Source organism: Vogesella fluminis, assembly GCF_014652335.1.
GTDB classification, from domain to species: Bacteria; Pseudomonadota; Gammaproteobacteria; order Burkholderiales; family Chromobacteriaceae; genus Vogesella; species Vogesella fluminis.
Genome location: NZ_BMYP01000073.1, coordinates 1 through 5,940 on the forward strand (window position 1 = coordinate 1; position 5,940 = coordinate 5,940).

The 5,940-nt window shown below is 62.6% G+C and carries 7 protein-coding genes; 1 reads left to right on the forward strand and 6 read right to left on the reverse strand.

Annotated features, from left to right (window positions below; translation table 11 throughout):
- Window positions 1-211: 211 nt before the first annotated feature.
- From IE083_RS15130 to IE083_RS15150, 5 genes are all read right to left on the reverse strand, one after another.
- Window positions 212-1,012, reverse strand: a complete 801-nt coding sequence (locus tag IE083_RS15130) for an alpha/beta fold hydrolase (RefSeq protein WP_189354867.1) — start codon at window positions 1,010-1,012, stop codon at window positions 212-214.
- Window positions 1,013-1,085: 73 nt separating this feature from the next.
- A complete protein-coding gene (locus tag IE083_RS15135) occupies window positions 1,086-2,303 on the reverse strand; it encodes a pyridoxal phosphate-dependent aminotransferase (RefSeq protein ID WP_229799787.1) in 1,218 nt (405 codons plus the stop codon).
- A 2-nt stretch (window positions 2,304-2,305) separates the two neighbouring features.
- Complete coding sequence (locus IE083_RS15140) at window positions 2,306-2,944, reverse strand: RraA family protein (protein ID WP_189354869.1); 639 nt, start codon at window positions 2,942-2,944, stop codon at window positions 2,306-2,308.
- The gene (locus IE083_RS15145) at window positions 2,944-3,606 is read right to left on the reverse strand and encodes an RraA family protein (RefSeq protein ID WP_189354870.1); all 663 of its coding nucleotides are present in this window, start codon (window positions 3,604-3,606) and stop codon (window positions 2,944-2,946) included. Before IE083_RS15145 ends, IE083_RS15140 begins: the two co-directional genes overlap by 1 nt.
- Entirely contained in the window at window positions 3,603-4,271 is a 669-nt protein-coding gene (locus tag IE083_RS15150) for an RraA family protein (RefSeq protein ID WP_189354871.1), read from the reverse strand. The genes IE083_RS15145 and IE083_RS15150 overlap by 4 nt, the downstream gene beginning before the upstream one ends.
- Before the next feature lie 105 nt (window positions 4,272-4,376).
- On the opposite strand from IE083_RS15150, the gene IE083_RS15155 reads away from it, so the two are divergent.
- Window positions 4,377-5,282, forward strand: coding sequence for a LysR family transcriptional regulator (locus IE083_RS15155; RefSeq protein ID WP_189354872.1), 906 nt, complete (start codon window positions 4,377-4,379; stop codon window positions 5,280-5,282).
- A gap of 40 nt (window positions 5,283-5,322) precedes the next feature.
- Here IE083_RS15155 and IE083_RS15160 read toward each other — a convergent pair.
- Window positions 5,323-5,940, reverse strand: a 618-nt coding sequence (locus tag IE083_RS15160; RefSeq protein WP_189354873.1) for a DMT family transporter, incomplete at its 5' end; no start/stop codon positions are given.

The following is a 5,940-nucleotide window of genomic DNA, read 5'->3' on the forward strand; positions in this document are numbered from 1 at the left end:
AGCAGGCCATGCTGGTCTGACTCACACAAAATGGCCTCCGCGAAACCCGGGGCGGTTCAGCGTGTGGAGCGGAAGGAGGTATGCGGAATAGCTGCTGTTCGGCCAAAGCGGTCCTTCGCATACCAGAGGAAAGATGGCTGTTTTCGCCTTGAAAGCAGCCATTAAAGTATCTAGCAAATGGAGAGAAACTCACTCCAGGGAATAGAAACTATCAACTTACAAAGTCGGCAATCTCACCCCACATGAATACAGGGTTGGAGTACATGGGAAAGTGGCCGCAATGTGGCACCGTACTGAGCCGCACCCCGTGTTGTTGGATATGGGCCAGGTAACTCAGACCGTCGTTCTGCTCGCCATACATGAACATTTTGCGACAAGGCAAGGCCAGGAATTTATCCATCAGCTGACCATGATCCGACAGTTCCACCATGGATCTGAAAATGCCGCGCACCGCGCCGGCACGCACCTTGTGGCGCAGGCTGGCAGCATACAAGGCGCTGGCGTAAGCCGGCGCATGGCGGGTGCGTGCAATGAAGGCATCAAAGAATACGTCGGCATCGCTAGCGGGGTAGTCGACGATCTGGCGACTCAGGAAACAGTCTTCAGGGGCGATATTGCCTTCGATATCGGTAAAGCTGAGCACGCGTTCGCCCAGCTGGCTGGCCAGCAGCAAGGCGGTGAGGCCGCCCATCGAGTGGCCGACCAGATGGAAGCGATCCACCCGATAGTGCGCCAGTACCCGTAGCGCAGTCTGCAATAGCAGGTTGATCGATACCCTGCCCAGATCGGAGCAGTCCGTCTCGCCGCAACCCGGCGCGTCATAAGCGATAAACGGGTGACCGTCGAAGGCAGTATGCAGCACGATGTCGGCATAATCCTCCTTCGTCGAGCCAAAGCCGTGCAGGAACAGGATCGGCGCCTTGTCGCCATCACGGTGCAGGGTGGCGATGTCGACGGCCACGCCATCGATGTCGAACGCCAGCCGCTGGCTGGCAAACTGTTGGATTGTCATGTTGTTTTCCGGTAAGCAACGGAATTTGCGGCCAACCCTGAGACAAGATTGGCCGCAATCACCAGGTTGAGAATCAGCTGCCGTGCATCACGGCGGTGCAGAATTCGCGGATCGCTGCGCACGCCTGTAGCAGCGAGGCATCATCCAGCGCATAAGCGATGCGGATGTATGGCGCCAGTCCAAAGGCACTGCCTTGCACCACTGCCACACCGGCCTCGTTGAGTAACGCCAGTGCCACGTCCTCATCACTAGCCAGCAACTTGCCGGCCGGGCTGGTCTTGCCCAGCAGTTCCTCGCAGCAGACAAACACGTAAAAGGCGCCACCAGGCTGAGCGCAAGACAGTCCAGGCATTTCGTTGAGCTGCCGGACCATGCGGTCGCGGCGGGTTTCGAATACCTCGCGTGAGCGGCTGATGAAGTCCTGCGGCCCGGTCAGTGCCGCCAGTGCTGCCTGCTGCGAGATGGCACTGGCGCCGGAGGTCTGCTGTCCCTGCAGTTTCTCCATGGCTTCCAGTAGCCAGTGCGGCCCAGTGGCGTAGCCGATGCGCCAGCCGGTCATGGCGTAGGCCTTGGACACCCCGTTCATGGTCAGCGTCCGCGCCTGCAACTGTGGTTCGACCTGTGCCAGGGTAAAGAATGTTTGATCGTCAAATAGCAGGTGCTCGTATATATCGTCCGACAGCACCAGCACGTGAGGATTCGCCAGCAGCACCTGCGCCAGCGCCTGCAGCTCGGCACGGCTGTAGACTGCGCCGGTGGGGTTGGATGGTGAGTTCAGGATCAACCAGCGCGTCTGCGGGGTAATGGCTGCTGCCAACTTTTCTGCCGTCAGCTTGAGACCACTATCCTCGCCGCAAGGCACCACCACCGGTCGCGCGCCACATAGCTGCACGATTTCCGGGTAGCTCACCCAGTACGGCGCCGGCACGATCACCTCGTCACCTTCGTTCAGGGTCGCCGCCAATGCGTTGAAGATCACCTGTTTGCCGCCGGAGCAGACAATGGTGTCCTGCCACTGCACGTCCAGCCCGTTCTCGCGGCGGAACTTGCTGGCCACCGCCTCGCGCAGCGCGCGGGTACCGGCCACTTGAGTGTAGCGGGTGTGACCGCCGTTGATGGCGGCGATGGCCGCAGTACGGATGTGCTCCGGCGTATCGAAATCCGGTTCGCCGGCACACAGCGAGATAATGTTGATGCCGGCAGCACGTAGCGCGGCCACGCGGTCCATCACCTTGTAGGTAGCGGAAGGTTTGGCCGTGGCCAGGTGTTTGTTTAGATATTGCTTTGTCATGGTCATGCCTTCTCGCGCCAGTGTCCCAGGCCCATCAGCTCCAGGGTGGTCGCACCCTGGCTCAGTTGGTTCATCATTACGCTTTCCTTGTCGGCGCGTGCTTCCCCAGCCTGTAGCGTGCGCGCCACTTCGGCAGCTGGCACGATGATCACGCCGTCGTCGTCGGCCACTACCAGGTCGCCGTCTGCGACTGGCACCCCGCCAAAAATCATCGGTAGCCCGACCGCCGGCGCGCTGGCCTTCGCCGTGCCGCGCACCGATACGCCACGGGCAAACACCGGAAAGCGGCGCTTGCTGATGGCAGCGGTATCGCGCACACCACCGTTGATGGCCAAGCCGACAATGCCGGCTGCCTCGGCGGCCACGGTCAGTACTTCACCCCAGTAACCAGCAATGAAATCGCTAGTGTCCACCACCAGCACACTGCCGCGCGGCGCGCGTTCTAGTGCGATGTGGATGGACAGGTTGTCGCCAGGAGAGCAGACCAATGGATAAGCCGGTGCAGCAATGAATGCCCCGGGCCAAATACTGCGAATCTGCGGATCCACCGCGCAAGGTTGGCCGTTGGCCTCGTATAACGTGGCGGTCCCCAGTGCCGCGCAACGTGCGGCCAACGTTTGATCGATAACCGAGTGGCTCATCATGCTTTCCTTTGCAGGGTGTGGTAACCCAAGGCTTCGCGTGCGGCGGCCAGGGTTTTACCTTGTGCCAGCTGATCGCGAATTTCGGCTTCTACTGCTTCGATTTTGTGTGCCAGCGCGGCTACCTCGGCGGCCCGGTCACGCGGCACCACCACTACGCCGTTGGCGTCGGCCACCACGATGTCGCGGGCTGCAACGCGCGCTGTACCGATCGATACTGTGCCGCCCACTGCCTCCACCTGCACCCGGTCCTTGCCGGTGCGCATGAAGCGGCCCTTGGAGAACATCGGATAGCCGTCGTTCAGCACCTTGTTGACGTCGCGGCACACGCCGTCGATGACCGTTCCGGCGATCTGCCGCAGCCCGGCATACTGGGTCATGATGTCGCCCCACACCGTGCAGTCGGTGCGGCCATCGTTGTCGATCACTACCACATCGCCGGCAGCGACATCGTCAATGAAGTCACCCACCGTGCCGGCAGGCGTACTAGCCGAAACATACTTGACGGTAAACGCCGGCCCCACCACCACCTGGCGGTAATTTTCCAGCGGCATGATGCCCTGGCACTGTCCCGGCAGGCCCAGCTTGTCCATGGCATCGGATACGCCGGCGCTATCCAGCCCGGCGAACAGTGCCACCAGTTCACGATCTACTGCGTTCATTTGCTGCCCTCCTGCTTGATGGCTTCGAATTGCCGGTCGTGCATGACATCTTCTACCGAGCGGCCACTGCGCACGGCGGCGACCATGCCGGCTTGACGGCGCGCAATCCGCTCCGCCAGCTCCAGCACCGCCTCGATATGTGCCGCCGGCACAAACACCGTGCCGCAGCGGTCGGCCAGCACGTAGTCGCCTTCGTCGACTTGCACACCGGCCATATTCACCGGCTGGCCGGACGACAGCTGGATCACGCGGTTGCGCGCGCTGATCATGGTGACGCCGCGGCCATACAGCGGGTAGCCGATGTCGGCGCTGCCGTCGATGTCGCGGCTGAGGCCGTCGATCACGGTGCCGCGCACACCCTTCACCTGCGCGGCATTAGCCAGGATGTCGCCCCAGCAGGAAATGCCATCCACGCCGCCGGCGATCACCAGTACACGCTCCGTGCTGTCGATGGCAGCAATCACCGGCGAGATCAGGTGCACCGTCGGCGCCACATCGGTCTTGCGACCCAGTTGCACGGTACTGGCGCGGCCAACCAGCTTGGGGCAGTCCCACAGCGGGCGCAGGCCATAGGTGGCACCGGGCAGATTGAGGAAATCGAGCGCGTCGGACAGTGTGTTGCTGTCCTGCTGCTGCAAACGCGCGAGTAAAGAAGGCTGGCTCATCGGACTCTCCTGTTGGGGGCTTGTGTGCCGCTACTTTCCGCCCTACAGTTCGATAGGTAAATTCCGAAATTTGTAACGTTTACATACGCCAAACCTATCAAAATCATGATCAACTTTCGTCTCATCCGCCACCTGTGGCTGTTCCTGGCCGTGGCCGAGGAACAGCACTTCGGCCGCGCCGCCAAACGCCTCGGCATGTCGCAACCGCCGCTGACCGAGCAGATCCAGATCCTGGAGCAGGCATTGAAAGTGAAGCTGTTCGAGCGTTCGCGCCGCGGCGCGCAGCTGACGGCGGTAGGACAGGCGATCCTGCCGGCGATGAAGAAATTCGCCGAACAGCTGGAAAGCCTGGAGCTGGCGGTACGCGAGGCGGCCGCTGGGCAGATCGGCACCATCACCATCGGCGCGATCACCTCGGCGATTCTGGACGTGCTGCCGGGCCTGATCGAACAGATCAAGCAGCAACACCCGGGGCTGACGGTGGCGGTAAAGGAAATTGACAGCTACGAGGCGCTGCCGGCGCTGCTTAGCGGCGACATCGACCTGGCGTTTGCGCGGCTGGAAGGCGATCTGGGCGAGCACATCAGCACGCTGCCGCTACGAGAAGACAAGTTGGCCGTGGCGCTACCGGCCACGCACCCGCTATGCGGCCAGGCGCAGCTGGCGCTGCACGATCTGGCCGGAGAGGATTTCATCATGTTCGCGCGCAAGGTCAGCCCGATTTCGTTCGACCGGCTGACCGCGGCCTGTCACAGCAGCGGCTTTTCACCGCGCATCCTGCACGAGGTGCGCTCGGTAACGTCGCAGATCGCCTTTGTCGGCTGCAATCAGGGGGTGGCGCTGGTGCCGGCGTCGGTGCAGGGCATGGCGCCGCCCAGCGTGGTGATCCGGCCGCTGGCGGACGAGTTGCACGTGGTCACCACCGCCATGGCCTGGAACACGCAGCGGCAGAACCATCTGCTCGCCGCGGTGCTGGAAACGGTGCAAGGCTACCGCGCGGCCAACGGCTGAGGCGCCGCCGCGCTTGCGGCCAACCCTGGACGGCGAACGCTCAGCGGCGGCTGGCCAGCAGCACCCCGCTAATCACCAGCACCGTACCGGCCAGCTGCGACAGCGACACCGCCTCGTGCAGCAGCCACCAGCCAAAAAAGATCGTTAGCACCGGCCCCAGCATGCCGATCAGCACCGCACGCGCGGCGCCAATATGGCGGATCGCCAGCGACTGCCAGACGATGGGCAGGATGGTGGAAAACAGCGCCATGCCCAGGCTGTAGCCATACACCGGCGCCGGCAGCAGCAACTGCTGCCACGGCCGGCTGAGCAGGAAGTGCAGCGCCACGGCCGCGGTCGCCACCAGGATGGACAACAGCGAAAAGCGCATCGCGCCCAGCCGCTTGATGGCCACTTCCGAGCCGGCGCTGTACAGCGCGTACAGCACCGCGCAGCCAAACACAAAACCGGCGCCGAGCGCCACGCTGTGCACATCGCTGCTCTGGCTGGCGTCATGCACGAAGGCAATCGCAATCCCGGCATAGGACAGTATCGCCGCCAGTATGATGCTGCGCTCCGCGGGCTTGCCCAGGAACAGCACGCCGATCAGGATGGTGAGGGGAGGGTGTGCAGAATTTTGTGTAAACGGACCATTGGCGGGAAACTGCCAAATTGTCCG